This is a genomic window from Salmonella enterica subsp. enterica serovar Typhimurium str. LT2, from assembly GCF_000006945.2.
Classification (GTDB): domain Bacteria; phylum Pseudomonadota; class Gammaproteobacteria; order Enterobacterales; family Enterobacteriaceae; genus Salmonella; species Salmonella enterica.
The window spans coordinates 3464656-3487998 of sequence record NC_003197.2 but is presented as its reverse complement, the minus strand read 5'-3'; the positions used below and the strand labels follow the sequence as shown (position 1 = coordinate 3487998).

Genomic DNA, 23343 nt, shown 5'->3' with positions numbered 1-23343 from the left:
GGGTGACTGTCATCAAATACCGGGACGGCGTTGGGGGAAATAGGGTATAGAGGGGGAGGTTTAGTCTTCGTCAAAGCCGGAATTGAACAGCGCGATAACCGCCGCCAGCGCTTCAACTTCTTGCGGGCCGGTGGCTTCAATTTCAATCTGACGCCCTTTGGCGGAGTCGAGCATTAACAGCGCGATGACGCTGTTTGCTTCCGCTTCGGTGCCTTCGTCATTGCGTAATAGCACCTCGGCGTCAAAACCCTGCATCAGTTCGAAAAGCTTCATGGCAGGCCGGGCATGCATGCCCAGCTTATTGGTGACTTCAACAGTTTGCTTTACGGTCATGTTTTGCGTTTTTCCAGCGTGCGATGGCGAGACTGGACATTTTTACCGCGCGAGCGGAAGTAGTCTGCCAGCTGTTCTGCAATATACACCGAACGGTGTTTCCCGCCGGTACAACCGATAGCGACGGTAAGGTAGCTGCGGTTGTTGGTCTCCAGCATCGGTAACCATAGCTCAAGATAGCTGCGAGTCTGATAGATAAAATTGTGAACTTCTGTGTGTCGGTCAAGAAACGCGGCTACCGGCTTATCAAGCCCGGTCATGGGGCGCAGTTTTGGGTCCCAGTGCGGGTTGGGCAGAAAGCGGACATCGAACACATAGTCCGCATCAATCGGGATACCATGTTTAAAGCCGAAGGACTCAAATACCATCGTCAGTTCACGCTCGCGTTTGCCCAACAGCCGGGTACGCAGCATCTCCGCCAGCTCATGGACGGACATTTCTGAAGTGTCGACGATCAGATCCGCACGTGAGCGTAACGGCTCCAGCAAGTCACTCTCTTTATCGATCGCACTCTCTAAAGAAAGATTTTTGCTGGAAAGCGGATGCAAACGGCGCGTGTCGCTGTAGCGGCGAATCAAGGTATTGCGGTCGGCATCAAGAAACAGCAATTGCGGCGAGAAAGCACCAGGCAGATTATTCATCGCCTGTTCAAAAATCTCAGGTGATTCAGGCATATTGCGCACATCAATGCTGACGGCGGCGGAAATCTGGCGATCGGCCAGCGTTCGCGCCAGATCGGGCAACAGCACGACGGGGAGGTTATCCACGCAGTAAAATCCCATATCTTCCAGCGCGCGCAGAGCGACAGATTTACCTGATCCGGAACGCCCGCTGACGATCATCAGTACCATGTACCGTTTCTCCTCACAACGACAGAAATAAATGCCATTGAGTTGTTATGCCTCATTCTGCTCACCTTCGGTGTCAGTAATGATTTGATACAGCTCTTCATCATTCAGCGCCGCGCGCAGGCGGCGGCAGATCGTTTTATCCGCCAGACGTTTCGCCACCAGCGACAGCGTGTGCAGATGCGTTTTAGTTTGATCGGCGGGCACCAGCAGGGCGAAGAGGAGATCGACCGGCTGGTTATCGATGGCGTCGAACGCGATCGGCGTTTCGAGCTGAACGAACACGCCGACGGCGCGTAAGGTATCTTCTTCCAGTTTCCCGTGCGGGATGGCGATACCATTACCAATACCGGTACTGCCCATTTTTTCGCGTGTCAGAATGGCTTCAAACACGACCTGAGGAGGTAAACTGAGCTGTTTTGCCGCCAGTTCGCTGATGATTTCCAGCGCGCGTTTCTTACTCTGACAATGAACGCCGCTACGCGTACACTCCTGGTTAAGTACACTGCTCAGTTGTAGAGTCGTATCGTTATTTATCATAATTTCACCTAAGAACCTGTCCTGTCAGGTTGATGGCCAGGTTCGGAGCGCTAACTGTACAAATGGCCCGTTGTGTCACACAACAGGCCGTCCTGCACTGGCTAACTGCCCGGACAATTAGTGTTGTTTCAGTTTATCTTTATGCCTGGTTAACTGCCTTGCCAGTTTATCAATCAAGCCGTCAATGGCGGCATACATATCTTGGCCTTCCGCGCTGGCGTGAATTTCGCCGCCGTTAACGTGTAGCGTCGCATCCGAGATGTGCGTGACCTTCTCCACTTTCAACACCACGTATACCTGATTAATCCGCTCAAAATACTGTTCAAGTTTGGCGAATTTTGTCGTCACAAATTCACGCAGGGCTTCAGTAATTTCGACATTATGTCCGGTGATATTGAGCTGCATAGTGTCTTCCTTATCGGTTGGGTCAAACCAGCTGTTTGCGTTGGTTTGACGGCGGAATGGATAAAGACTCTCGGTACTTCGCAACAGTGCGGCGCGCCACCATGATACCTTGTTCTGACAGCAGAGAGGTTAACTTGCTGTCGCTCAGTGGTTTCGCGGGGTTTTCCGCCGCAATTAACTTCTTCACCAGCGCGCGAATCGCGGTGGAAGAGGCTTCGCCTCCGCCTTCGGTATTGACGTGGCTGGAAAAGAAATATTTGAGTTCAAAAATACCGCGCGGGCTGTGCAGATACTTCTGCGTGGTCACGCGGGATATGGTGGATTCGTGCATCTCGACGGCCTGGGCGATATCCGCCAGTACCATCGGTTTCATATATTCTTCGCCCTGTTCAAAAAAGGCTTGCTGTTGCTCGACGATGCAGCGACTGACGCGCAGCAGCGTGTCGTTACGGCTTTCAAGGCTTTTTATCAGCCATTTCGCATCCTGTAAATTACTGCGGATGAACTGGCTGTCGGCATCGTTGCGCGCGCTATTGCACATGGCGGCATAGTGCTGGTTAATCTGTAAACGGGGAATACTGTCGCTATTAAGCTCCACCGTCCAGCGACCGTTATGCTTGCGTACCAGCACATCCGGGATAACGTACTCCGGCTCGCCGGTCTGGATCGATTGACCGGGTCTGGGATCGAGCGACTGAATCAGGTTTACCGCCTCTTTCAGCACCTCTTCTTTTAGTCGGGTAACGCGCATCAACGTGCGGAAATCGTGGTTGGCCAGCAGATCAAGATGATCGCAGATAATGAGCCGCGCCTCTTCCAGCCACGGCGTGGATTTGTCGAATTGTGAAAGCTGGATCAGCAGACAGTCGCGAAGATCTTTTGCCGCGACGCCTACCGGATCAAAACGCTGAATGCGCTTCAGAACGGCTTCAACCTCATCGAGATCCACCTCTACATCGCCCATGCTTTCGCGAATTTCGTCCAGGGATACGGTGAGATAGCCGGTATCATCTACCGCGTCGACAATGGATGTCGCAATAGCGCGATCGGTATCCGAGAAGGGCGTTAGCTCAACCTGCCACATCAGATAATCCTGCAACGACTGCGTCGTTTCGCCCTGATAGACGGGCAGCTCATCGTCGATATAATCGCCGCTGGGGCCGGACGGCGTCCCGGCGGTGTAAATTTCATCCCAACTGGCGTCAAGCGGCAGCTCTTCCGGCATCTCTTTTTGTTCGAGCGCGTCGGCGGTATCGAGAGGATCGTTATCCTGAGGTTGCTGGGTGTCGATTTCGTCATGAAGATCGGTTTGCTCAAGCAGCGGGTTATTTTCCAGCGCTTGCTGGAGTTCCTGCTGAAGTTCCAGCGTAGACAACTGCAACAGACGGATGGCCTGTTGTAGCTGAGGCGTCATTGCCAGTTGTTGGCTAAGCCTGAGTTGCAAACCTTGCTTCATATTCAGAGTCGTTTTCTCCCGCTAGAGCAGCATAGCCCTCTACCCTATCAGAGTCTGAAGTCTTCCCCAAGATATACACGCTTAACGTGTTCGTCTTGCAGGATTTCTGTCGGCGTACCGTGGGCAATAAGGTGGCCCTGGCTCACGATATAGGCGCGTTCACAGACTGCCAGCGTCTCACGGACGTTATGATCGGTGATCAGCACGCCGAGCCCGCTATCGCGCAGATGCTCGATAATGCGTTTGATGTCGATAACGGAAATCGGGTCAACGCCGGCAAAGGGTTCATCCAGCAGGATAAATTTGGGATTAGCGGCCAACGCGCGGGCTATTTCTACACGACGGCGTTCACCACCGGACAGCGCCTGTCCCATGCTGTCGCGCAGATGCTCGATATGAAACTCTTCCATCAGCTCGTTGGCGCGGTCTTCTCGCTGTTCTGCGGTCAAATCGTCACGAATTTGCAGTACCGCCATCAGGTTATCAAATACGCTGAGACGGCGGAAAATAGAGGCTTCCTGCGGCAAATAGCCGATACCGCGGCGCGCGCGCGCGTGCAGCGGCAGCAGACTGATATCTTCATCATCGATGATGATATTGCCTGCGTCACGCGGCACGATACCGACGACCATATAAAAGGTGGTGGTTTTACCCGCGCCGTTTGGACCGAGCAGCCCGACAATCTCCCCGGAGTTAACGGTCAGACTGACATCTTCCACTACGCGACGGCCTTTATAGGCCTTCGCCAGATTCTTTGCAGTTAATGTTGCCATAACGAATTAGTTACTCTTCTTTTGCGCCGGAGTCTGGCCTTTGTTTTTGTCTTGCAACTGCGACGGCACCAGAACGGTGGTGACGCGTTTGCCTTTCTCGCTGAAGGCCTGCATTTTCTGCTCTTTCACCAGGTAGGTGATTTTGTCGCCGGTAATGTTGCTGTCAAGCTGCTCCAGATAAGCGTTGCCGGTCAGCACCACAAAATCTTTCGCCAGCTCGTAGTGCATATGGGAAGCGTGGCCTTTCACCGGCTTACCGTTGTCCTGCATCTGGTAGAAGGTGGCCGGATTGCCGTAACCGTCGATCACCTCTTTCCCCTGTTCGCCGCCAGGGCGGGTAACCACGACTTTATCGGCGTTGATCTTAATCGTGCCCTGGGTCATCACCACGTTGCCCGTAAAGGTCACGACGTTGCCTTGCATATCCAGCGACTGTTGATCCGAGTCAATATGAATAGGCTGTTCGGTATCGCCCGTGACGGCGAAAGCCGGAATGCTGGCGGCCAGCAGCGAGCCGGCAAGCATAAGATTAAGGCTGAGTTTGTTTGTTTTGAATTTCATAAGAGGTTCTAACCTTTTCAATCAGCTCGGCGTTCTTGCTGCGTAAGTTACCGCGCATTTTCAGTCCGCTGGAGTTAAATGTTGTGCCGTATAACGTCACCAGATCGTTCGAGGTAACATCCTGCGTCACCAGATTAATCTGCGCGTTATCGGTGGTAATTCTGCGTAATTGAGCGTCAGGCACCAGGGCGTTGACTTCAACATGGCCATACAGATAGAGCATCCGATCGTTAGTCAATTTGGCTTTATCGGCCTTGATCGACCATGTCGGCACTTTATCCTTATCAAAGGTGGTTAATACCGGTTGCGTAAACCATGAGACCGCCTGATCGGAAAAATATTCAACGTGCTGCGCGATCAGACGATAGCTCAACGCGCCTTCCGGACTGTACACGACGGTATCCGTATGCTCGCTTTTATACGTGGGATCGTTGCTGTTGACCATCACGGCAGCAGGATCGTCTTTATCCGCCAGATTGATACCAATCAGTACCAGAATGGCCAGCGACAGTAGAATGATAACCCAACGTCTGGTTTTACTCATATCGATTGCCCTTTGGCCTCATCCAGCTTGCCCTGCGCCAGCAGCAGCAAATCGCACACCTCACGTACCGCGCCGCGCCCGCCGGCAATGTGCGTCACATAGTCAGCGCGGGGGATCAGCAGTGGATGCGCATCCGCAACGGCAACGCTTAACCCCACTTTTTCCATCACTGGCCAGTCAATCAGATCATCGCCGACATAGGCAACATTTTCCGGCGCAATGGCCAGTTTTTCCAGCAGATCGCTAAAGGCGATCAACTTATTCGACTGTCCCTGATAAAGATGGACAATCCCCAGCGTGGCGCAGCGATCTTCTACAAGTTTAGCCTTTCGTCCGGTAATAATGGCAACCTCGATATTGGAGGTCAAAGCACAGCGAATACCATAGCCGTCACGAACGTTGAAAGCCTTCAGCTCTTCGCCGTTATTGCCCATATAAATCAGGCCGTCAGACAATACGCCATCCACGTCCAGGATGAGCAGGCGGATATTCTCCGCTTTGGTCATGACATGGGGGCTGACGGGGCCATAACAGGTCGCAAGCGACGCACCTGCTTTACTCATCGTTAATTATCCTTGAGTTTCTACACGACGCCTGCACGCAGGAGATCATGCATATGTAACACACCGAGTAACTGGTCGCCATCAGCAACCAGTACGGAGGTGATATGGCGGGACTGCATTAAATTCAGCGCATCGACAGCGAGAATACCGGGACGCACGCGAATGCCCCCTGGCGTCATCACCTCGGCGATCCCCAACTGGCGCATATCGCCGCCCATATCGAATACGCGACGTAAATCGCCGTCGGTGAAGATACCGTCGATCTTCATGGATTCATCGCAAATGACGGTCATACCGAGATTTTTACGCGTAATTTCTAATAGCGCATCACGCAGGGTGGCATGTTTATTAACATGCGGGATCTCATCGCCAGTATGCATAATATCGCTTACGCGCAGCAGTAGCTTACGTCCCAGCGCGCCGCCAGGATGCGACAGAGCGAAATCCTCGGCGGTAAAGCCGCGCGCTTTTAACAACGCCACAGCGAGCGCGTCGCCCATCACCAGCGTTGCGGTGGTACTACTGGTAGGCGCCAGTCCTAACGGACACGCTTCTTTGGGCACTTTAACACACAGATGCACATCTGCCGCACGCGCCATGCTGCTTTCCGGTCGCCCGGTAATGCAAATTAACGGCACGTGCAGACGTTTAAGTACCGGTATTAGCGCCGCGATCTCGCTGGATTCGCCGGAGTTGGAGATAGCGATAACCACATCCTGCGGCGTAACCATCCCCAAATCGCCGTGCGCGGCTTCGCCCGGATGTACAAAAAAGGAAGAGGTGCCGGTACTGGCGAACGTGGCGGCCATTTTCCGTCCGATATGGCCGGATTTCCCCATCCCCATGACCACCACTTTTCCGGTGCAGTTGAACATTTTTTCACAGGCCAGCGTGAAATGCTGGTTGATATATTGATCAAGCTCCGCCAGGCCTTCACGTTCAATTTCCAGGACCTCTTTGCCTGCCTGCTGAAAGTCAAACCCCGGTTGCAACGCTAAATGCGACATAATCCGTTTCCAGTTATCCAACAAGAAGTGGCGATAGCCAATAGAGCATCGCCAGCCATACGATAAACCCGCCGGTCAGCAGTATACCTGCGCCCCGACCAATCTGACGCGGATGCCGCCAGCAAAGTAAAGCGAAAACCACGCTAACCAGCAACATCACGCTATAATCACGCCCAAACGCCAGCGGATTGATCTCCCCCGGCGCGATCAGCGCAGGCAGTCCCAGCACGATAGCGAGATTAAAAATATTGGCGCCAATGAGATTACCAACGGCAATATCATTTTCGCCTTTTCGCACGCCGGCAATCGCCGTCGCCAGCTCTGGCAGACTGGTGCCGACGGCGATGACTGTCAGACCGAGCGTTAATTCACTCATGGCGAAATAGTTCGCCAGCACCGTAGCGTTATCGATTACCATGCGCGTCGCCATCGGCATGATGACCAGCGCAATGCCCAGCCATAAGAACGCGACGGGGAGCCCGCCTTCGCGCGGCAGCTCCGCCAGTTGTTCGCGGGTGAGGCTGTCATTCCCCTGGCGTTCGGCCAGACGCGCGATTTTAACAATGAATAACAGCCATAGCACAGCCAGAAGCAGGAGAAAGATACCATCACTGCGGCTTAACTGTCCGTCATGCAGTACGGAACCGGCTACCACGCTAACAAATAACATTAACGGCAATTCGCGACGTAGAACATCGGAATGCACGGTAAATGGACGAACCAGCGCCGCCAGCCCTAAGATCAGCAAAATATTGGTGATGTTAGAACCGAGCGCCGCGCCGACGGCCAAATCGAGCTGACCGTGTAGCGATGCGGCGGCCGACACAATAATTTCCGGCAGCGAGGTGCCGATACTCACAACCGTCATCCCGATGATCAGCGGGGGAATACCGAATGTACGGCATAAAATAGAGGCCGCAAACACCAGACGATCGGCGCCGTAGGCCACCAGAAGCAAACCAATTATGAGTAGCGCCATCGCTAAAAGCATCTAAAGTCCTTTCTTCAGGTATACTCGCCGGTCCCCTGGAAGGGATATCTGGAAGCCGTAACGAAGTCCTAATTTTGACTTTATGCGGCTAAAAAGTAAAACGAATGCCAGCTTTCGCTAACCCTGTCAGTTAATATTCTGTAATTATGTCGAACCCATGGTTAAATTCAGCGCCATGGTTACCTCAACAAGGCAATACGAAGGATGAATCAATGGGTCAGTCTGCGGCCAATTTAGTCGATATGCGCGACGTCAGCTTTTCCCGTGGCGAACGCTGCATTTTCGATAATATTTCCCTGACGGTGCCGCGCGGGAAGATCACGGCGATCATGGGGCCGTCGGGCATCGGTAAAACCACGCTGTTGCGCCTGATTGGCGGACAGATCCCGCCGGATAAGGGCGAGATCTTATTTGATGGCGAGAATGTGCCGGCCATGTCCCGTTCGCGGCTCTACACCGTCCGCAAACGTATGAGTATGCTGTTTCAGTCGGGAGCGCTGTTTACCGACATGAACGTGTTTGACAATGTGGCCTATCCGCTACGGGAGCACACCAATTTACCCGCGCCGCTGCTAAAAAGCGTCGTGATGATGAAACTGGAAGCTGTCGGGCTGCGCGGCGCGGCAAAACTGATGCCTTCCGAGCTCTCCGGTGGGATGGCGCGCCGCGCCGCGTTGGCGCGCGCCATCGCTCTGGAACCGGATCTCATCATGTTCGATGAGCCGTTTGTCGGCCAGGACCCGATTACCATGGGCGTTCTGGTGAAGCTGATTTCAGAATTGAACAGCGCGCTGGGCGTGACCTGCGTGGTGGTCTCGCATGATGTGCCAGAGGTGCTCAGTATTGCTGATCACGCCTGGATCATGGCGGACAAAAAAATCGTCGCTCACGGTAGCGCTCAGGCGTTGCAGGAGAATACGGACCCGCGCGTGCGTCAGTTCCTTGACGGCATTGCCGACGGGCCGGTTCCGTTCCGCTATCCGGCGGGCGACTATCACCTTGATTTACTCGAAACAGGGAGTTAAGCCACTCATGCTGTTAAATGCGCTGGCAGCACTCGGACACAGCGGGATCAAAACCGTCAGGACGTTCGGGCGCGCCGGGTTAATGTTATTCAATGCGATTATCGGTAAGCCGGAGTTTCGCAAACATGCGCCGCTGCTGGTGCGCCAGCTTTATAATGTGGGCGTCTTGTCAATGCTTATCATTATTGTCTCCGGCGTATTCATCGGTATGGTGCTGGGGCTGCAAGGCTATCTGGTTCTGACCACTTACAGCGCGGAGACCAGTCTTGGCATGTTAGTGGCGCTTTCGCTGCTGCGCGAGCTGGGGCCGGTGGTCGCGGCGTTGCTGTTTGCCGGGCGGGCCGGGTCGGCGTTGACGGCGGAAATCGGCCTGATGCGGGCGACGGAGCAGCTCTCCAGTATGGAGATGATGGCGGTCGATCCATTGCGCCGGGTGATTTCGCCGCGCTTTTGGGCGGGCGTGATTTCATTGCCGCTACTGACCATTATCTTTGTGGCGGTCGGTATCTGGGGCGGCTCGCTGGTCGGCGTAAGCTGGAAGGGAATCGACGCCGGGTTCTTCTGGTCCGCGATGCAGAATGCCGTCGACTGGCGTATGGACCTGGTGAACTGTCTGATAAAGAGCGTGGTGTTCGCCATTACGGTAACATGGATTGCGTTATTCAACGGTTATGACGCAATACCGACTTCTGCCGGGATTAGCCGGGCAACGACGCGTACCGTGGTTCACGCATCGTTGGCCGTTCTGGGGCTGGATTTTGTGCTGACCGCACTGATGTTTGGGAATTGAGTTCATGCAAACGAAAAAAAATGAAATTTGGGTAGGCGTTTTTTTGCTGGTAGCGTTGCTGGCGGCGCTGTTTGTTTGCCTGAAGGCGGCAAATGTGACCTCTATGCGCACGGAGCCGACCTATAAGGTTTATGCGACCTTCGATAACATCGGCGGTCTGAAAGTGCGTTCCCCGGTACGCATCGGCGGGGTGGTTGTCGGGCGGGTTGAAGATATCTCGCTTGATCCGAAAACATACCTGCCGCGCGTAACGCTCGACATCGAAGAGCGTTATAACCATATTCCCGATACCAGCTCGTTGAGTATTCGAACTTCCGGACTGCTGGGGGAGCAATATCTGGCATTAAACGTCGGTTTTGAAGATCCTGAGCTGGGAACGTCTATCCTCAAAGATGGGAGTACGATTCAGGACACCAAGTCTGCAATGGTGCTGGAAGATATGATTGGCCAGTTCCTTTATAACAGCAAAGGCGACGACAATAAGAATTCTGGCGATGCGCCAGCCGCAACGGAAGGTCATACTGAAGCCACAACGCCCGCGGGCGAAACGAAATAATCTCAGGAGAATTGAGGCATGTTTAAACGACTGATGATGGTGGCCCTGCTGGTCATTGCGCCATTAAGCGCAGCAACGGCAGCGGATCAGAGCAATCCTTATAAACTGATGAACGAGGCGGCGCAGAAAACTTTTGATCGCCTGAAAAACGAACAGCCGAAAATTCGTGCCAATCCGGATTACCTGCGAGACGTTGTTGATCAGGAACTTCTGCCGTACGTGCAGGTAAAATATGCCGGCGCGCTGGTGTTGGGCCGCTACTACAAAGAGGCGACCCCGGCGCAGCGTGAAGCCTATTTTGCAGCGTTTCGCGAATACCTGAAACAGGCATACGGTCAGGCGCTGGCGATGTACCACGGTCAGACTTACCAGATAGCGCCTGAGCAACCGCTGGGCGATGCGACCATTGTGCCTATCCGTGTAACGATTATCGATCCCAACGGTCGTCCGCCGGTACGCCTGGATTTCCAGTGGCGAAAAAACACCCAGACCGGCAACTGGCAGGCGTATGACATGATTGCGGAAGGCGTCAGCATGATCACCACCAAGCAAAATGAGTGGAGCGACCTGCTGCGTACTAAAGGCATCGACGGCCTGACCGCACAACTGAAATCTATCTCTCAACAGAAAATTACTTTGGACGAGAAACAGTAATGACGCCGCAACTCACCTGGACGCGTGAGGCGGACACTCTGGTGCTGGCGGGAGAGCTGGATCAGGACGTGTTGGCGCCGCTATGGGACGCGCGCGTAGAAGCGATGAATGGCGTTACCCGTATCGACCTGAGCCAGATCTCCAGGGTAGATACGGGGGGACTGGCGCTGCTGGCGCACCTTGTGAACCAGGCAAAAAAGCAGGGCAATGCCGTGTCGCTGTCTGGCGTTAACGACAAGGTTTACGCGCTGGCGCAATTATATAACTTGCCCGAAGACGTACTTCCCCGTATGTAATGAATGCCGGATGGTTTATCCGGCCTACACTTCGCATGATCCCCGTAGGCCGGATAAGTTGCGTTAGCAGCACCATCCGGCACTTTTACCGCGCTGATTTATCAGCGTAATCTTTTGCTTATTTAAGACGGCGCGACTTTGCTCTAAGATGTTGGGCTGTTTTCACTATTTGACGAATAAAGAACCCATGGAAAATCATGAAATTCAGAGTGTGCTGATGAATGCCCTCTCCCTCCAGGAAGTCCACGTCTCCGGCGATGGCAGTCACTTTCAGGTTATTGCCGTGGGCGAGATGTTTGACGGCATGAGCCGGGTCAAGAAACAGCAAACGGTCTATGGGCCGCTAATGGAGTACATTGCGGACAACCGTATCCATGCCGTATCGATCAAAGCATATACCCCGGCGGAATGGGCGCGCGATCGTAAACTTAACGGATTTTAAGCTACGGGTAACCTGCCGGTAGCGGAGATGAATGCTTAACTGAGAATACAATAATGGATAAATTTCGTGTACAGGGGCCAACGACGCTCCAGGGCGAAGTCACAATTTCCGGCGCCAAAAACGCCGCGCTGCCGATCCTGTTCGCCGCTCTGCTGGCAGAAGAACCGGTAGAGATCCAAAACGTTCCAAAACTGAAAGACGTGGATACGTCGATGAAGCTCCTGAGCCAATTAGGCGCGAAAGTGGAACGCAATGGATCGGTACACATTGACGCCAGCCAGGTGAACGTGTTCTGCGCGCCTTATGATCTGGTTAAGACCATGCGCGCCTCGATATGGGCGCTGGGGCCGCTGGTTGCCCGTTTTGGTCAGGGACAAGTCTCTCTGCCGGGGGGCTGTACTATCGGCGCGCGTCCGGTTGATCTGCATATTACCGGTCTGGAACAACTGGGTGCGACCATCAAGCTGGAAGAGGGCTACGTAAAGGCCTCCGTAGAAGGGCGTCTTAAAGGGGCGCATATCGTGATGGATAAGGTCAGCGTCGGCGCGACCGTCACCATTATGTGCGCCGCTACGCTGGCGGAAGGGACGACCATCATTGAAAACGCCGCGCGCGAGCCGGAAATTGTCGACACCGCTAACTTCCTGGTTACGCTGGGGGCGAAGATCGCCGGGCAGGGCACCGATCGTATTACGATCGAGGGTGTAGAGCGTCTGGGCGGCGGCGTTTATCGTGTGCTGCCGGATCGTATCGAAACGGGGACTTTCCTGGTGGCGGCAGCGATCTCTCGCGGCAAAATCCTCTGCCGTAACGCGCAACCGGACACTCTGGACGCGGTACTGGCGAAACTGCGCGATGCTGGCGCGGATATCGAAGTGGGCGAGGACTGGATTAGTCTGGACATGCACGGCAAACGACCGAAGGCGGTCAATGTCCGTACCGCGCCGCACCCGGCATTCCCGACCGATATGCAGGCGCAGTTCACGTTGCTGAACCTGGTGGCGGAAGGGACGGGCTTTATCACTGAAACCGTCTTTGAAAACCGCTTTATGCACGTGCCTGAACTCAGCCGCATGGGCGCGCGTGCGGAAATTGAAAGCAATACCGTCATATGCCATGGCGTAGAAACGCTCTCTGGCGCCCAGGTCATGGCGACAGATCTGCGGGCATCTGCGAGCCTGGTGCTGGCGGGCTGTATTGCGGAAGGCACGACGATTGTGGATCGCATTTATCACATCGATCGCGGTTATGAGCGCATCGAAGACAAACTGCGCGCGCTAGGCGCGAATATTGAACGCGTGAAAGGCGAATAACCTTCTGTACGCTGAACAACCCCCGCGAACGCGATGCGGGGGTTGTTTTACAGGCACTTACTCTACATTCTGTTTGTTTTTATTACGCGCTCTCATAAGCCGCGTTCTGTCGATAAACTCATGCGTGCGCGGATCGTGATAACGCGATGGCCAAATAACCCAGGGTTCCGTTCCCAATGCTTTCGCGATAATCAACTCTCCTTTCGGCCATGGGCGCGTTAATGCATTGGCCAGCGTGGATGAACTCAATCCATTCCGACGTGACTCAGCGGCCATTGAAGTCCCTTTTTTACGTAGTCCGGCAATGATATCGGCCGGATGCCAGTCAATAAGCTTGCTTTCCATACATCCATCACTCCTTAGATTAATCACTTACGGTTTTAACAACCCGACGACGTTCGATACTATAACGCTTCGTGAAGGAATGTTCTAAAAAGTTCATGTAAGTGGCGGCAATATTCAGAATATGCCAGGGGAAATCCTGGATGAGTATGTGAAAAACAGGCGATAGGGTATCTGGAGTTTATTAGAACTTAATGGGATATCCCGCGCAGTACGCGGGATAAGAGAACGGCATTAACGATCGCGCTGCACCGCGATGTGTGCGAGACCGATTAGCGCCTCACGCCATGGGGTATCCGGCAATATCTGCAACGCGGATATCGCTTTGTCGGCTTCTTCTTCCGCTCGCTGACGCGTCCATTCCAGCGAGCCGCAGGTGGTCATCGCTTCCAGAACCGGTTCCAGAAGATGACGGCCATTACCTTGTTCAATAGCGGTACGGATCATCGCTGACTGTTCTGGCGTACCGTGGCGCATGGCGTGAAGCAACGGTAAGGTAGGTTTGCCCTCATTGAGGTCATCACCCACATTTTTACCGAGATGCTCGCCGTCGGCACTGTAATCCAGCAGATCGTCAATGAGCTGGAAAGCCGTACCAAGGTAGCGACCATAGTCCTGCAACCCTTTCTCTTGCTCAGGCGTACAACCAGCGAGAATACCGGAGCACTGGGCGGCAGCTTCGAACAGACGGGCCGTTTTACTGTAAATCACCCGCATGTAATTTTCTTCGGTAATGTCCGGGTCATTCACGTTCATCAATTGCAGCACTTCGCCTTCTGCAATCACGTTGACCGCTTCCGACATCACTTCCAGCACTTTTAACGAGCCGAGGCTGGTCATCATCTGGAAGGCGCGGGTATAGATAAAGTCGCCGACCAACACGCTGGCGGCATTACCGAAAGCGGCATTTGCCGTCGCTTTGCCGCGACGCATATCGGATTCATCCACCACATCATCATGTAGCAGCGTCGCCGTGTGGATAAACTCGATCAGAGCGGCGATAGTCACGTGCGCGTTACCCTGATAACCCACCGCGCGCGCGGCAAGAACGGCAATCATCGGACGAATGCGTTTTCCGCCGCCGCTAATAATGTAATATCCTAGCTGATTAATCAGTTGAACGTCGGAATTAAGCTGTTCAAGGATTGTCGCATTGACACCCGCCATATCTTGCGCGGTTAACTCGTTGATTTTTTCTAAATTCATCGCAAAAGCCGGGCTTATCGCCCCGATTATCCCATGTCTGAATGAGGTAACGTAGGGTTTATGGTTAGAAATATACCCTGATTGTACTGAAAAAACGCCGCAGATAAACGTTACCGTATGCGTTGTGTTTTTTTTCTTCATGTATTGATGGTAGCACTTGTCAAAGCCGTGCAATTTGCGTAATATTCGCGCCCTATTGTGAATATTTATAGCGCGCTCTGAATCATTGAAAGGTGTGCGCGGAAGCGGAGTTTTTTATGTACGCGGTTTTCCAAAGTGGTGGTAAACAACACCGAGTAAGCGAAGGTCAGACCGTTCGCCTGGAAAAGCTGGACATCGCAACTGGCGAAACTATCGAGTTCGCTGAAGTTCTGATGATCGCAAACGGTGAAGAAGTCAAAATCGGCGTTCCTTTCGTTGATGGCGGCGTAATCAAAGCTGAAGTTGTTGCCCACGGTCGTGGCGAGAAAGTTAAAATCGTTAAGTTTCGTCGCCGTAAACACTACCGTAAGCAGCAGGGCCATCGTCAGTGGTTCACTGATGTGAAAATTACCGGCATCAGCGCTTAAGATTAGGGGAGCAGATTAAATGGCACATAAAAAGGCTGGCGGCTCGACTCGTAACGGTCGCGATTCTGAAGCTAAACGTCTGGGCGTAAAACGCTTTGGCGGTGAAGCAGTTCTGGCAGGCAGCATCATCGTTCGTCAACGTGGTACTAAATTCCACGCTGGCACCAACGTTGGTTGCGGTCGTGACCACACTCTGTTTGCTAAAGCAGACGGTAAAGTGAAATTCGAAGTTAAAGGCCCGAAAAACCGTAAATACATCAGCATCGTTGCTGAGTAAGTTTTTTGTGGTCCGGTAACGGATGAAAGCCCCGCACCTGTTGCGGGGCTTTTTACATTCGATGGCCGACTAAAATATACCCGTGTGGCTGTGCGAATGCCGTTAACGGGTCTTTGCAGGGAACACGGCATGAAGCAGCAGGCAGGCATTGGCATTCTTTTAGCGCTCACTACCGCGATGTGCTGGGGAGCGTTGCCAATAGCAATGAAGCAAGTGCTGGAGGTGATGGAGCCTTCAACCATTGTCTTCTACCGCTTCTTAATGGCCAGTATTGGCCTCGGGGCGATACTGGCAGTAAAAAGAAAGCTGCCGCCGCTGCGTATTTTTCGTAAGCCGCGCTGGTTGGTGTTATTGGCGATAGCGACCTGCGGACTGTTCGGTAATTTCATTTTGTTCAGTTCTTCCCTGCAATATTTAAGCCCAACCGCGTCGCAGGTTATCGGCCAGCTCTCGCCGGTTGGCATGATGGTCGCCAGCGTCTTTATTCTGAAAGAAAAGATGCGCGGTACGCAGGTGATTGGCGCGCTGATGTTATTGAGCGGGCTGGTGATGTTTTTTAACACCAGTCTGATCGAGATTTTTACCCGACTGACCGACTACACCTGGGGCGTTATTTTTGGCGTAGGCGCGGCGATGGTGTGGGTGAGCTATGGCGTGGCGCAAAAAGTATTATTGCGACGTCTGGCTCGCAGCAGATCCTGTTTTTACTGTACACTTTATGTACGATAGCGCTCTTGCCGCTGGCAAAACCGATGGTGATAGCGCAACTGAGCGACTGGCAGCTCGCCTGTTTGATTTTCTGCGGGCTAAATACGCTGGTAGGATATGGCGCCCTGGCGGAAGCGATGGCGCGTTGGCAGGCGGCGCAGGTGAGCGCGATAATCACGCTTACACCGCTATTTACCCTGCTGTTTTCAGATCTTTTATCTATGGCCTGGCCCGATTTCTTCGCCAGACCGATGTTAAACCTTTTAGGTTATCTCGGTGCGTTTGTCGTGGTTGCGGGCGCGATGTATTCCGCCATTGGTCATCGTATTTGGGGCGGTTTACGCAAGCATGAAACGGTGGTTTCGCAACCCCGCTCAGGCGAATGATTTACGGAGAATAAAATGAAGTTTGTTGATGAAGCATCGATTCTGGTCGTTGCAGGCGATGGCGGTAATGGCTGTGTGAGCTTCCGCCGCGAAAAATATATCCCGAAAGGCGGCCCGGACGGCGGTGATGGCGGCGACGGCGGCGACGTCTGGATGGAAGCCGATGAAAACCTGAATACGCTGATCGATTACCGCTTTGAAAAATCGTTCCGCGCTGAACGTGGTCAGAATGGCGCGAGCCGCGACTGTACCGGTAAACGCGGTAAAGACGTGACCATCAAAGTGCCGGTCGGTACGCGCGTTATCGACCAGGGAACCGGTGAAACGATGGGCGACATGACCAAACACGGTCAGCGTCTGTTGGTCGCGAAGGGCGGCTGGCATGGGTTAGGCAATACCCGTTTTAAATCCTCGGTTAACCGTACGCCGCGCCAGAAAACCAATGGTACGCCGGGCGATAAGCGCGACCTGCTGCTGGAACTGATGCTGCTGGCGGATGTCGGGATGCTGGGGATGCCAAACGCTGGTAAATCAACGTTCATTCGTGCGGTATCGGCAGCAAAACCGAAAGTCGCGGACTATCCGTTTACCACGCTGGTGCCGAGCCTGGGCGTGGTACGTATGGACAGCGAAAAGAGTTTTGTGGTGGCCGACATTCCGGGGTTGATCGAAGGCGCGGCGGAAGGCGCAGGCCTGGGGATTCGCTTCCTGAAGCACCTCGAACGTTGCCGCGTACTGCTGCACCTCATTGATATCGATCCGATCGACGGTTCCGATCCGGTGGAAAACGCCCGTATCATTATTGGCGAACTGGAAAAATACAGCCAGGATCTGGCGGCTAAACCGCGCTGGTTAGTGTTCAACAAGATCGATCTGATGGATAAAACCGAAGCGGAAGAGAAAGCGAAAGCGATCGCCGAAGCGTTGGGCTGGGAAGGGAAATACTATCTGATTTCCGCTGCCAGTCAGCTGGGGGTGAAAGATCTCTGCTGGGATGTGATGACCTTTATCATCGAGAATCCGATCGCGCAGGCTGAAGAAGCAAAACAGCCGGAAAAAGTCGAGTTCATGTGGGACGATTATCATCGCCAGCAGCTGGCTGAAGTGGAAGAAGACGCAGACGATGACTGGGATGACGACTGGGATGAAGACGACGAAGAAGGCGTCGAGTTCATCTACAAACGTTAATCTCGTAGCCGGATGGCGCTTACGCTTATCCGGCCTACAAAAGCCAACGGGCCGCATTTGCGGCCCGTTTTATTATGTTCTTTGTAGGCCAGATAAGACGCGTTAGCGCCGCCATCCGGCAATAAATGCACTCAGTTATTCTGATAAATATCCTTATACAACCGACTCTCGAAGCGTACCAGCGGGATTCGGCGATTACGCTGATCGGCAGGTGGAACCGCGTAGCCGGACAAATATTGTACAAATGCCATCCGTTGCCCGCTTGCGGTGGTAATAAAGCCCGCCAGATTATACACGCCCTGCAGTGATCCGGTTTTCGCTGAAACCTTACCGTCTACGCCCGCCTGATGCAGCCCGGCGCGGTATTGTAATGAACCATCATAGCCCGCCAGCGGCAGCATAGAGATAAAGTTCAGCTCGTTATCGTGTTGGGCGATATATTGCAGCACCTGCATCATCGTGGCGGGAGCGATCAGATTATGGCGAGAAAGACCGGAACCGTCGGCAATAATGGTATTGCCGATATCAATTCCCGCCTGTTGGCGCAGGATCTGGCGAACGGCATCCGATCCCGCCCGCCAGGTGCCAGGCACGTTAAACCTGACATGACCAATCATCCGAAAAACAGTATCGGCGATCATGTTGTCTGACTTTTTCAGCATAATCTTAAGCAGATCGTGCAGTGGCGCCGACTGTTTACTGGCGACGATCGTTCCGGGCTCGTTAACCTGCGTCTGGCGCAGCAGCGTGCCGCGGTAAGTTATCCCGGCCTCTTTCAGTTCCTGCTTGAGGATCGCGCCCGCGTAGCTGGCGCCGTCCTGAATAGCAAAGGCCAGCGGCAGCGGGTCGGCGCGCTGTGGTAAACAGCCGGTAAGCGTATAACGGTTCAAATCGCCAGGCACAACATCCAGCTCGCAATACTGCGCGTCTGCCGAACCGCGCGGTAGAGTCCGTACCTGGCTGAACATCGTTACCGGATAATAAGAGGCCACGCGAATAAAGGCTAAATCGTTTGGTTTTTGCGCGCTATAAAGCGACACAGAAAAACAGTTGCGGTCAACAATGGCGGCGGCGGGAGGCGCGCTGAAACACTGCGTCAGGTCGTTCCACGGCCAGCCTGGCGCTTTATCGTGGCTGGCGAAAATCGACGTGTCGATAAGCACATTGCCGTCGATTTGCGTGACGCCGGACTTTTTCAGCGTCGCGACCATATTGCGAATATCCTGACGTTTTAGCGTTGGATCGCCACCGAAGCGCGCAATTACGTCACCTTTCAGGATGCCGTTATCGACGTTGCCTTTAGTCTCCAGCGTGGTCGTAAAACGGAAATCCGGGCCGAGTTGAATCAGCGCCGCCAGCGCGGTAATCACCTTTTGGGTACTGGCGGGAAGCGCCATCTGCTGACTATGATAATCAATAGCCGGCGCGGGCGCGCCAATCTTTTGCACCATCAGCGCGAGGTTGGCGCCGGCCGGAAGCTGTTTGATGTATTCGTCAATATTCGCGGCCTGAACGCTGAACGCTATACTGGTGGTCAATCCGATGATAAATCTGGAAAATCGCATAATCTCGCGCTAACACCCTGGAAACAAGCCGTCATACTACGGCGCAACGCCCTAAAAAGTAAACGATGACCCATAGGGAACTCCAGGGTAAAATGGTTATCAAAGAGGAAATTGTAGCTGACCTGGGACTGCGCGCCCGGGTTGGTGTTTTTTTGCTTCTGACCCTGGTATGGCATATGCCGGGGCTGGCTTAGCAGCCGGGGTAGAGTTCATTGCCCCCTACAGGAATGTTCAAGAGGTATAACAAATGCAAGCTATTCCGATGACCTTACGCGGAGCCGAAAAACTGCGCGAAGAGCTGGATTTTCTGAAATCTGTGCGCCGTCCTGAAATCATCGCCGCTATCGCCGAAGCGCGCGAACATGGCGATTTAAAAGAAAACGCGGAGTATCATGCTGCACGCGAACAGCAGGGTTTCTGCGAAGGGCGCATTAAAGATATCGAAGCAAAACTGTCGAATGCGCAGGTGATTGATGTCACTAAAATGCCGAACAATGGTCGCGTGATTTTCGGCGCTACCGTCACGGTGCTGAACCTGGACACCGACGAAGAGCAGACCTACCGCATTGTTGGCGACGATGAGGCGGATTTTAAGCAAAATCTCATTTCGGTAAACTCGCCAATCGCTCGCGGCCTGATCGGCAAAGAGCAGGATGACGTCGTGGTGATCAAAACGCCTGGCGGCGATGTGGAATACGAAGTGCTTAAAGTGGAATACCTTTAAGCAGTACTCAATACGCAAATTGTTGGTGTATTGTAAAGAAAGGAAAAAGGCCGCATAGCGGCCTTTTATCAACGGAGAGAGCGTGGCATTTTGCTCTCCTGCTCGTGGAAAACCCCTCGTTTTACACAGATTTTGTGTTCGACTTTAGGATATCCTTAACGCGGCAGCGAGATTTTACGCTCTTTAGTTGGGCGATACAGCACCAGCGTTTTACCGATGACCTGTACGTTACAGGCGCCGGTTTCGCGCACGATAGCGTCCACGATCAAGGTTTTTGTTTCGCGATCTTCCGAGGCGATTTTCACCTTGATAAGTTCATGGTGCTCTAACGCTTGTTCAATCTCGGCCAGTACCCCTTCGGTCAAACCATTATTGCCAAGCATAACAACAGGCTTGAGCGGATGTGCCAGACCTTTTAGGTGCTGTTTTTGTTTAGTACTCAGATTCATCGTATATTTTTGCTTACGTTGGGATTGAAAACGGGTCATTCTACCGCCATCTCCCTTATATCGCCAAATAGGCGTGTAGAAATTTACGCCATTGGCTACGATGAACTGCCCCGACGGGAAAGTTAAATGACAGGTAAAAAGCGTTCTGCCAGCTCAAGCCGCTGGCTTCAGGAACACTTTAGCGATAAATATGTTCAACAGGCGCAGAAAAAGGGGCTACGCTCCCGTGCCTGGTTTAAACTTGATGAAATACAGCAAAGTGACAAACTTTTTAAGCCGGGAATGACGGTAGTCGATCTCGGCGCTGCGCCAGGAGGCTGGTCACAGTATGTGGTCACGCAGATTGGCGGCAAAGGCCGCATCATCGCTTGTGATCTTTTACCTATGGATCCTATCGTTGGTGTGGACTTTCTTCAGGGCGATTTTCGTGATGAACTTGTCATGAAAGCGTTACTGGAACGCGTGGGTGACAGTAAAGTACAAGTTGTCATGTCGGATATGGCACCAAACATGAGCGGAACACCGGCGGTGGATATCCCCCGCGCCATGTATCTGGTGGAGCTGGCGTTAGAGATGTGCCGCGATGTGCTGGCGCCAGGCGGAAGTTTTGTAGTGAAGGTGTTCCAGGGCGAAGGTTTCGATGAGTATCTAAGGGAAATTCGCTCCCTGTTTACGAAGGTTAAAGTTCGTAAGCCGGACTCTTCGCGTGCGCGTTCGCGTGAAGTGTACATTGTAGCGACCGGGCGAAAGTGATAACCGGCAGATTTCAGACGTAAGGTTTGAAAGAAACTGGATATAGAGTATCCTGACGCTGTTTTTAACACAGTTGTAATAAGAGGTTAATCCCTTGAGTGACATGGCGAAAAACCTAATACTCTGGCTGGTCATTGCCGTTGTGCTGATGTCAGTATTCCAGAGCTTTGGGCCCAGCGAGTCTAATGGCCGTAAGGTGGATTACTCTACCTTCCTGCAAGAGGTCAATCAGGACCAGGTTCGCGAAGCGCGTATCAACGGACGTGAGATCAACGTTACCAAGAAAGATAGTAACCGTTACACGACTTACATTCCGATTAATGATCCGAAGCTGCTTGATAACCTGCTGACTAAAAACGTCAAGGTTGTTGGCGAACCACCTGAAGAGCCAAGCCTGCTGGCTTCTATCTTCATTTCCTGGTTCCCGATGCTGTTGCTGATCGGCGTCTGGATCTTCTTCATGCGTCAGATGCAGGGCGGCGGTGGCAAAGGCGCCATGTCGTTCGGTAAGAGCAAGGCGCGTATGCTGACGGAAGATCAGATCAAAACCACGTTTGCTGACGTCGCGGGTTGTGACGAAGCGAAAGAAGAAGTGGCGGAACTGGTTGAATACCTGCGTGAACCGAGCCGTTTCCAGAAGCTGGGCGGTAAAATTCCGAAAGGTGTCCTGATGGTCGGCCCGCCGGGTACCGGTAAAACCCTGCTGGCAAAAGCCATTGCGGGTGAAGCGAAGGTGCCATTCTTTACGATTTCCGGTTCTGACTTTGTGGAAATGTTCGTCGGTGTCGGCGCGTCTCGTGTGCGTGACATGTTCGAACAGGCCAAGAAAGCGGCGCCGTGCATTATCTTCATCGATGAAATCGACGCCGTAGGTCGCCAGCGTGGCGCTGGTCTGGGCGGCGGTCACGATGAACGTGAGCAGACGTTGAACCAGATGCTGGTTGAGATGGACGGCTTCGAAGGTAACGAAGGTATCATCGTTATCGCCGCAACTAACCGTCCGGACGTTCTGGACCCGGCGCTGCTGCGTCCAGGCCGTTTTGACCGTCAGGTGGTGGTAGGCCTGCCGGATGTGCGCGGTCGTGAGCAGATTCTGAAGGTGCATATGCGTCGCGTACCGTTAGCGACGGATATTGATGCGGCGATCATTGCGCGCGGTACGCCGGGCTTCTCCGGTGCGGACCTGGCGAACCTGGTCAACGAAGCGGCGCTGTTTGCAGCTCGTGGTAACAAGCGCGTTGTGTCGATGGTTGAGTTCGAGAAAGCGAAAGACAAAATCATGATGGGCGCCGAACGTCGCTCCATGGTGATGACGGAAGCGCAGAAAGAGTCGACCGCGTACCACGAAGCGGGCCACGCGATTATCGGTCGCCTGGTGCCGGAACACGATCCGGTGCACAAAGTGACGATTATCCCGCGCGGTCGTGCGCTGGGCGTGACCTTCTTCCTGCCTGAAGGCGACGCGATCAGCGCCAGCCGTCAGAAGCTGGAAAGCCAAATCAGCACGCTGTACGGCGGTCGTCTGGCGGAAGAGATTATCTACGGCGTTGAGCATGTTTCCACCGGCGCGTCGAACGACATTAAAGTCGCGACTAACCTGGCGCGTAACATGGTCACCCAGTGGGGCTTCTCGGAGAAACTCGGTCCGTTGCTGTATGCGGAAGAAGAGGGCGAAGTATTCCTCGGCCGTAGCGTCGCAAAAGCGAAACATATGTCTGATGAAACTGCGCGTATCATCGACCAGGAAGTGAAAGCGCTGATTGAACGTAACTACAATCGCGCTCGTCAGATCCTGACTGACAATATGGATATTCTGCACGCGATGAAAGATGCGTTGATGAAATATGAAACCATCGATGCGCCGCAGATTGATGACCTGATGGCGCGTCGTGAAGTGCGTCCGCCTGCGGGCTGGGAAGATCCAAACGGCACCAATAACTCTGACAGCAATGGTACGCCTCAGGCGCCGCGTCCGGTTGATGAACCACGCACGCCGAACCCGGGCAACACGATGTCAGAGCAGCTGGGCGACAAATAAGCATTTGTTTTACAACATTATGTTTAGCGCTCACCGAAACC

General features: G+C 53.4%; 28 protein-coding genes, 1 pseudogene and 27 other annotated features. Of the genes and pseudogenes, 14 read left to right on the top strand and 15 right to left on the bottom strand.

The window, feature by feature from the left end:
* Positions 1-60 precede the first annotated feature (60 nt).
* The 11 genes from ptsO to yrbG all read right to left on the bottom strand — a co-directional run bounded on the left by ptsO (position 61) and on the right by yrbG (position 8032).
* Positions 61-350 (bottom strand): phosphocarrier protein HPr-like NPr gene (gene ptsO, locus STM3324; protein ID NP_462234.1). Within the gene, positions 61-333 belong to an annotated coding region; the region does not span the whole gene.
* Positions 330-1199, bottom strand: a protein-coding gene (gene yhbJ / locus STM3323; protein NP_462233.1) for a putative P-loop-containing kinase. Within the gene, positions 330-1184 belong to an annotated coding region; the region does not span the whole gene. The genes ptsO and yhbJ overlap by 21 nt, the downstream gene beginning before the upstream one ends.
* Positions 345-350 (bottom strand) — a ribosome-binding site (putative RBS for ptsO; RegulonDB:STMS1H003341). Its footprint overlaps the gene before it by 6 nt.
* Positions 1194-1199: a ribosome-binding site (putative RBS for yhbJ; RegulonDB:STMS1H003340), on the bottom strand. Its footprint lies within the gene yhbJ.
* A gap of 30 nt (positions 1200-1229) precedes the next feature.
* Positions 1230-1740, bottom strand: a protein-coding gene (ptsN, locus tag STM3322; RefSeq protein ID NP_462232.1) for a sugar specific PTS family enzyme IIA. Within the gene, positions 1230-1721 belong to an annotated coding region; the region does not span the whole gene.
* Positions 1735-1740: a ribosome-binding site (putative RBS for ptsN; RegulonDB:STMS1H003339), on the bottom strand. It overlaps the preceding gene by 6 nt.
* Before the next feature lie 98 nt (positions 1741-1838).
* Positions 1839-2138 (bottom strand): putative sigma N modulation factor gene (gene yhbH / locus STM3321; protein NP_462231.1). Within the gene, positions 1839-2126 belong to an annotated coding region; the region does not span the whole gene.
* Positions 2133-2138, bottom strand: a ribosome-binding site (putative RBS for yhbH; RegulonDB:STMS1H003338). Its footprint overlaps the gene before it by 6 nt.
* Positions 2139-2148: 10 nt before the next feature.
* The gene (rpoN, locus tag STM3320) for a sigma 54 (RefSeq protein ID NP_462230.1) occupies positions 2149-3685 on the bottom strand. Within the gene, positions 2149-3582 belong to an annotated coding region; the region does not span the whole gene.
* Positions 3595-3600, bottom strand: a ribosome-binding site (putative RBS for rpoN; RegulonDB:STMS1H003337). (Overlaps the previous gene by 6 nt.)
* Complete coding sequence (gene yhbG, locus STM3319; RefSeq protein NP_462229.1) at positions 3630-4355, bottom strand: putative ABC superfamily transport protein; 726 nt, start codon at positions 4353-4355, stop codon at positions 3630-3632. Before yhbG ends, rpoN begins: the two co-directional genes overlap by 56 nt.
* Positions 3650-3658, bottom strand: a -10 signal (putative -10_signal for rpoN; RegulonDB:STMLTH004585). It overlaps the preceding gene by 9 nt.
* Positions 3677-3685: a -35 signal (putative -35_signal for rpoN; RegulonDB:STMLTH004585), on the bottom strand. (Lies within the gene yhbG.)
* A gap of 6 nt (positions 4356-4361) precedes the next feature.
* Positions 4362-4932, bottom strand: a protein-coding gene (gene yhbN, locus STM3318; RefSeq protein NP_462228.1) for a putative ABC superfamily transport protein. Within the gene, positions 4362-4916 belong to an annotated coding region; the region does not span the whole gene.
* The gene (yrbK, locus tag STM3317; protein ID NP_462227.1) for a putative inner membrane protein occupies positions 4885-5480 on the bottom strand. Within the gene, positions 4885-5460 belong to an annotated coding region; the region does not span the whole gene. Before yrbK ends, yhbN begins: the two co-directional genes overlap by 48 nt.
* Positions 4927-4932: a ribosome-binding site (putative RBS for yhbN; RegulonDB:STMS1H003336), on the bottom strand. (Overlaps the previous gene by 6 nt.)
* The gene (gene yrbI, locus STM3316; RefSeq protein NP_462226.1) for a putative protein of HAD superfamily occupies positions 5457-6037 on the bottom strand. Within the gene, positions 5457-6023 belong to an annotated coding region; the region does not span the whole gene. The genes yrbK and yrbI overlap by 24 nt, the downstream gene beginning before the upstream one ends.
* Positions 5475-5480, bottom strand: a ribosome-binding site (putative RBS for yrbK; RegulonDB:STMS1H003335). Its footprint overlaps the gene before it by 6 nt.
* Positions 6032-6037: a ribosome-binding site (putative RBS for yrbI; RegulonDB:STMS1H003334), on the bottom strand. Its footprint lies within the gene yrbI.
* Positions 6038-6043: 6 nt before the next feature.
* Positions 6044-7043, bottom strand: a protein-coding gene (gene yrbH, locus STM3315) for a putative polysialic acid capsule expression protein (RefSeq protein ID NP_462225.1). Within the gene, positions 6044-7030 belong to an annotated coding region; the region does not span the whole gene.
* Positions 7038-7043, bottom strand: a ribosome-binding site (putative RBS for yrbH; RegulonDB:STMS1H003333). Its footprint overlaps the gene before it by 6 nt.
* The gene (yrbG, locus tag STM3314; RefSeq protein NP_462224.1) for a putative CacA family Na:Ca transport protein occupies positions 7044-8032 on the bottom strand. Within the gene, positions 7044-8021 belong to an annotated coding region; the region does not span the whole gene.
* Positions 8027-8032, bottom strand: a ribosome-binding site (putative RBS for yrbG; RegulonDB:STMS1H003332). Its footprint overlaps the gene before it by 6 nt.
* A gap of 189 nt (positions 8033-8221) precedes the next feature.
* Positions 8222-8227 (top strand) — a ribosome-binding site (putative RBS for yrbF; RegulonDB:STMS1H003331).
* On the opposite strand from yrbG, the gene yrbF reads away from it, so the two are divergent.
* From yrbF to murA, 7 genes are all read left to right on the top strand, one after another.
* Positions 8222-9046, top strand: a protein-coding gene (gene yrbF, locus STM3313; protein NP_462223.1) for a putative ABC superfamily transport protein. Within the gene, positions 8234-9046 belong to an annotated coding region; the region does not span the whole gene. It overlaps the preceding feature by 6 nt.
* Positions 9036-9041 (top strand) — a ribosome-binding site (putative RBS for yrbE; RegulonDB:STMS1H003330). (Overlaps the previous gene by 6 nt.)
* The gene (gene yrbE / locus STM3312; protein ID NP_462222.1) for a putative ABC superfamily transport protein occupies positions 9036-9836 on the top strand. Within the gene, positions 9054-9836 belong to an annotated coding region; the region does not span the whole gene. Before yrbF ends, yrbE begins: the two co-directional genes overlap by 11 nt.
* Positions 9826-9831, top strand: a ribosome-binding site (putative RBS for yrbD; RegulonDB:STMS1H003329). (Overlaps the previous gene by 6 nt.)
* Positions 9826-10392, top strand: a protein-coding gene (yrbD, locus tag STM3311; RefSeq protein ID NP_462221.1) for a putative ABC superfamily transport protein. Within the gene, positions 9841-10392 belong to an annotated coding region; the region does not span the whole gene. The genes yrbE and yrbD overlap by 11 nt, the downstream gene beginning before the upstream one ends.
* Before the next feature lie 3 nt (positions 10393-10395).
* Positions 10396-10401: a ribosome-binding site (putative RBS for yrbC; RegulonDB:STMS1H003328), on the top strand.
* The gene (gene yrbC, locus STM3310; protein NP_462220.1) for a putative ABC superfamily transport protein occupies positions 10396-11046 on the top strand. Within the gene, positions 10411-11046 belong to an annotated coding region; the region does not span the whole gene. It overlaps the preceding feature by 6 nt.
* Positions 11032-11037, top strand: a ribosome-binding site (putative RBS for yrbB; RegulonDB:STMS1H003327). (Overlaps the previous gene by 6 nt.)
* Positions 11032-11342, top strand: a protein-coding gene (gene yrbB, locus STM3309) for a putative STAS domain protein (protein NP_462219.1). Within the gene, positions 11046-11342 belong to an annotated coding region; the region does not span the whole gene. The genes yrbC and yrbB overlap by 15 nt, the downstream gene beginning before the upstream one ends.
* A gap of 148 nt (positions 11343-11490) precedes the next feature.
* Positions 11491-11784: a putative BolA family transcriptional regulator gene (gene yrbA / locus STM3308; RefSeq protein NP_462218.1), complete on the top strand. Its 294-nt coding sequence runs from the start codon at positions 11491-11493 to the stop codon at positions 11782-11784.
* Between the two features lie 41 nt (positions 11785-11825).
* Positions 11826-11831, top strand: a ribosome-binding site (putative RBS for murA; RegulonDB:STMS1H003326).
* The gene (gene murA / locus STM3307) for a UDP-N-acetylglucosamine 1-carboxyvinyltransferase (RefSeq protein ID NP_462217.1) occupies positions 11826-13097 on the top strand. Within the gene, positions 11838-13097 belong to an annotated coding region; the region does not span the whole gene. It overlaps the preceding feature by 6 nt.
* A 57-nt stretch (positions 13098-13154) precedes the next feature.
* Here murA and nlp read toward each other — a convergent pair.
* Positions 13155-13458, bottom strand: a protein-coding gene (gene nlp, locus STM3306; protein ID NP_462216.1) for a regulatory factor of maltose metabolism. Within the gene, positions 13155-13442 belong to an annotated coding region; the region does not span the whole gene.
* Positions 13453-13458 (bottom strand) — a ribosome-binding site (putative RBS for nlp; RegulonDB:STMS1H003325). (Overlaps the previous gene by 6 nt.)
* A gap of 215 nt (positions 13459-13673) precedes the next feature.
* The gene (ispB, locus tag STM3305) for an octaprenyl diphosphate synthase (RefSeq protein ID NP_462215.1) occupies positions 13674-14657 on the bottom strand. Within the gene, positions 13674-14645 belong to an annotated coding region; the region does not span the whole gene.
* Positions 14652-14657 (bottom strand) — a ribosome-binding site (putative RBS for ispB; RegulonDB:STMS1H003324). Its footprint overlaps the gene before it by 6 nt.
* A gap of 233 nt (positions 14658-14890) precedes the next feature.
* Positions 14891-14896 (top strand) — a ribosome-binding site (putative RBS for rplU; RegulonDB:STMS1H003323).
* Between ispB and rplU the strand changes: the two genes are divergently transcribed.
* The 4 genes and pseudogenes from rplU to yhbZ all read left to right on the top strand — a co-directional run bounded on the left by rplU (position 14891) and on the right by yhbZ (position 17773).
* Positions 14891-15214 (top strand): 50S ribosomal subunit protein L21 gene (gene rplU, locus STM3304; RefSeq protein NP_462214.1). Within the gene, positions 14903-15214 belong to an annotated coding region; the region does not span the whole gene. (Overlaps the previous feature by 6 nt.)
* 3 nt (positions 15215-15217) lie before the next feature.
* Positions 15218-15223: a ribosome-binding site (putative RBS for rpmA; RegulonDB:STMS1H003322), on the top strand.
* Positions 15218-15491 (top strand): 50S ribosomal subunit protein L27 gene (rpmA, locus tag STM3303; protein ID NP_462213.1). Within the gene, positions 15234-15491 belong to an annotated coding region; the region does not span the whole gene. It overlaps the preceding feature by 6 nt.
* 129 nt (positions 15492-15620) lie before the next feature.
* Positions 15621-16585: pseudogene (gene yhbE, locus STM3302) on the top strand (pseudogene; frameshift relative to E. coli b3184 (yhhE)).
* A 3-nt stretch (positions 16586-16588) separates the two neighbouring features.
* Positions 16589-16594: a ribosome-binding site (putative RBS for yhbZ; RegulonDB:STMS1H003320), on the top strand.
* Positions 16589-17773, top strand: a protein-coding gene (yhbZ, locus tag STM3301; RefSeq protein NP_462212.1) for a putative GTP-binding protein. Within the gene, positions 16601-17773 belong to an annotated coding region; the region does not span the whole gene. (Overlaps the previous feature by 6 nt.)
* Before the next feature lie 131 nt (positions 17774-17904).
* Here yhbZ and dacB read toward each other — a convergent pair.
* Positions 17905-19358 (bottom strand): D-alanyl-D-alanine carboxypeptidase gene (dacB, locus tag STM3300; RefSeq protein ID NP_462211.1). Within the gene, positions 17905-19338 belong to an annotated coding region; the region does not span the whole gene.
* Positions 19353-19358: a ribosome-binding site (putative RBS for dacB; RegulonDB:STMS1H003319), on the bottom strand. It overlaps the preceding gene by 6 nt.
* A gap of 215 nt (positions 19359-19573) precedes the next feature.
* Positions 19574-19579: a ribosome-binding site (putative RBS for greA; RegulonDB:STMS1H003318), on the top strand.
* On the opposite strand from dacB, the gene greA reads away from it, so the two are divergent.
* Positions 19574-20062 (top strand): transcription elongation factor gene (gene greA / locus STM3299; protein ID NP_462210.1). Within the gene, positions 19586-20062 belong to an annotated coding region; the region does not span the whole gene. Its footprint overlaps the feature before it by 6 nt.
* Before the next feature lie 155 nt (positions 20063-20217).
* On the opposite strand, the gene yhbY is transcribed toward greA, so the two are convergent.
* Positions 20218-20568 (bottom strand): putative RNA-binding protein gene (gene yhbY / locus STM3298; RefSeq protein ID NP_462209.3). Within the gene, positions 20218-20550 belong to an annotated coding region; the region does not span the whole gene.
* Positions 20563-20568 (bottom strand) — a ribosome-binding site (putative RBS for yhbY; RegulonDB:STMS1H003317). It overlaps the preceding gene by 6 nt.
* 56 nt (positions 20569-20624) lie before the next feature.
* Positions 20625-20630, top strand: a ribosome-binding site (putative RBS for ftsJ; RegulonDB:STMS1H003316).
* Between yhbY and ftsJ the strand changes: the two genes are divergently transcribed.
* Together ftsJ and hflB are read left to right on the top strand one after the other, a co-directional pair.
* Positions 20625-21264, top strand: a protein-coding gene (gene ftsJ / locus STM3297; protein NP_462208.1) for a 23S rRNA methyltransferase. Within the gene, positions 20638-21264 belong to an annotated coding region; the region does not span the whole gene. Its footprint overlaps the feature before it by 6 nt.
* Positions 21265-21367: 103 nt before the next feature.
* On the top strand, positions 21368-23302 hold the full coding sequence (gene hflB, locus STM3296; RefSeq protein NP_462207.1) for an ATP-dependent zinc-metallo protease: 1935 nt from the start codon (positions 21368-21370) through the stop codon (positions 23300-23302).
* The last annotated feature ends 41 nt before the right edge of the window (positions 23303-23343 follow it).

Bases quoted from the DNA above. Each gene is read 5' to 3' on its own strand.
- yrbF (NP_462223.1), top strand. From the start codon at position 8,234: ATGGGTCAGTCTGCGGCCAATTTAGTCGATATGCGCGACGTCAGCTTT.
- dacB (NP_462211.1), bottom strand. From the start codon at position 19,338: ATGCGATTTTCCAGATTTATCATCGGATTGACCACCAGTATAGCGTTC.
- rpoN (NP_462230.1), bottom strand. From the start codon at position 3,582: ATGAAGCAAGGTTTGCAACTCAGGCTTAGCCAACAACTGGCAATGACG.
- rpmA (NP_462213.1), top strand. From the start codon at position 15,234: ATGGCACATAAAAAGGCTGGCGGCTCGACTCGTAACGGTCGCGATTCT.
- yrbI (NP_462226.1), bottom strand. From the start codon at position 6,023: ATGAGTAAAGCAGGTGCGTCGCTTGCGACCTGTTATGGCCCCGTCAGC.
- ptsN (NP_462232.1), bottom strand. From the start codon at position 1,721: ATGATAAATAACGATACGACTCTACAACTGAGCAGTGTACTTAACCAG.
- yrbG (NP_462224.1), bottom strand. From the start codon at position 8,021: ATGCTTTTAGCGATGGCGCTACTCATAATTGGTTTGCTTCTGGTGGCC.
- yhbZ (NP_462212.1), top strand. From the start codon at position 16,601: ATGAAGTTTGTTGATGAAGCATCGATTCTGGTCGTTGCAGGCGATGGC.
- rplU (NP_462214.1), top strand. From the start codon at position 14,903: ATGTACGCGGTTTTCCAAAGTGGTGGTAAACAACACCGAGTAAGCGAA.
- yrbE (NP_462222.1), top strand. From the start codon at position 9,054: ATGCTGTTAAATGCGCTGGCAGCACTCGGACACAGCGGGATCAAAACC.
- yrbB (NP_462219.1), top strand. From the start codon at position 11,046: ATGACGCCGCAACTCACCTGGACGCGTGAGGCGGACACTCTGGTGCTG.
- nlp (NP_462216.1), bottom strand. From the start codon at position 13,442: ATGGAAAGCAAGCTTATTGACTGGCATCCGGCCGATATCATTGCCGGA.
- yrbH (NP_462225.1), bottom strand. From the start codon at position 7,030: ATGTCGCATTTAGCGTTGCAACCGGGGTTTGACTTTCAGCAGGCAGGC.
- yhbY (NP_462209.3), bottom strand. From the start codon at position 20,550: ATGACCCGTTTTCAATCCCAACGTAAGCAAAAATATACGATGAATCTG.
- yhbH (NP_462231.1), bottom strand. From the start codon at position 2,126: ATGCAGCTCAATATCACCGGACATAATGTCGAAATTACTGAAGCCCTG.
- murA (NP_462217.1), top strand. From the start codon at position 11,838: ATGGATAAATTTCGTGTACAGGGGCCAACGACGCTCCAGGGCGAAGTC.
- ispB (NP_462215.1), bottom strand. From the start codon at position 14,645: ATGAATTTAGAAAAAATCAACGAGTTAACCGCGCAAGATATGGCGGGT.
- yrbC (NP_462220.1), top strand. From the start codon at position 10,411: ATGTTTAAACGACTGATGATGGTGGCCCTGCTGGTCATTGCGCCATTA.
- yrbK (NP_462227.1), bottom strand. From the start codon at position 5,460: ATGAGTAAAACCAGACGTTGGGTTATCATTCTACTGTCGCTGGCCATT.
- hflB (NP_462207.1), top strand. From the start codon at position 21,368: ATGGCGAAAAACCTAATACTCTGGCTGGTCATTGCCGTTGTGCTGATG.
- yrbD (NP_462221.1), top strand. From the start codon at position 9,841: ATGCAAACGAAAAAAAATGAAATTTGGGTAGGCGTTTTTTTGCTGGTA.
- yrbA (NP_462218.1), top strand. From the start codon at position 11,491: ATGTTGGGCTGTTTTCACTATTTGACGAATAAAGAACCCATGGAAAAT.
- yhbG (NP_462229.1), bottom strand. From the start codon at position 4,355: ATGGCAACATTAACTGCAAAGAATCTGGCGAAGGCCTATAAAGGCCGT.
- ptsO (NP_462234.1), bottom strand. From the start codon at position 333: ATGACCGTAAAGCAAACTGTTGAAGTCACCAATAAGCTGGGCATGCAT.
- ftsJ (NP_462208.1), top strand. From the start codon at position 20,638: ATGACAGGTAAAAAGCGTTCTGCCAGCTCAAGCCGCTGGCTTCAGGAA.
- yhbN (NP_462228.1), bottom strand. From the start codon at position 4,916: ATGAAATTCAAAACAAACAAACTCAGCCTTAATCTTATGCTTGCCGGC.
- greA (NP_462210.1), top strand. From the start codon at position 19,586: ATGCAAGCTATTCCGATGACCTTACGCGGAGCCGAAAAACTGCGCGAA.
- yhbJ (NP_462233.1), bottom strand. From the start codon at position 1,184: ATGGTACTGATGATCGTCAGCGGGCGTTCCGGATCAGGTAAATCTGTC.